At 40.3% G+C, this 544-nt stretch carries 1 protein-coding gene; it reads left to right on the forward strand.

Annotation, left to right across the window (positions count from 1 at the left end):
• Positions 1–281 precede the first annotated feature (281 nt).
• On the forward strand, positions 282–544 hold a 263-nt coding region (locus tag R8N49_RS29790; protein ID WP_318190787.1), incomplete at its 3' end, for a hypothetical protein.

A 544-nucleotide genomic window follows, 5' to 3' on the forward strand; every position in this document is an offset into this window, starting at 1 on the left:
ATCTTTTTTTAACCACGAAATGTGCACATCAGAAGACAAAGAACACTAAGGATTGAATAAATCAACAAACATTGATTGTGACGTAGACTAATTTATTTTGTTTGTCCTCTTCCCCTACCACCCCATATCATCCCCACCACAAACGCTCTTTGATATTTTTATTTGTAGTTCTGCCACCGACGTAAAAGTACGCCTTTTCATCCCACAATTTTGCTTTTACAACCGACCAGAATGTTCTGAGTCATTCAATGACTCAGCATCTATTCATGCAGGAATATATCGTGGATAAATATCAAGCGGCTTACGCAAAGCGTCTCTCAAAACTAAAAAGTGATAACAGTTCACCTAAGGCAATAGCTCGCCTTTGCGCTTGGGATTCGTTTTTTAACCAAGAGTTTGAACTTCAAGATCTTGAATATCAGATGGCCGATGCTGCGCGTCAGCGTTACGAGCAATCCAATGTAAAAAACGACATTTCGTTTAAAGCCTTCAAACGCGCCTTCTACAACGAATCCATCGAGATCTATAACTTGACCGATGGCGC

This window comes from Vibrio sp. 1978, assembly GCF_033344345.1.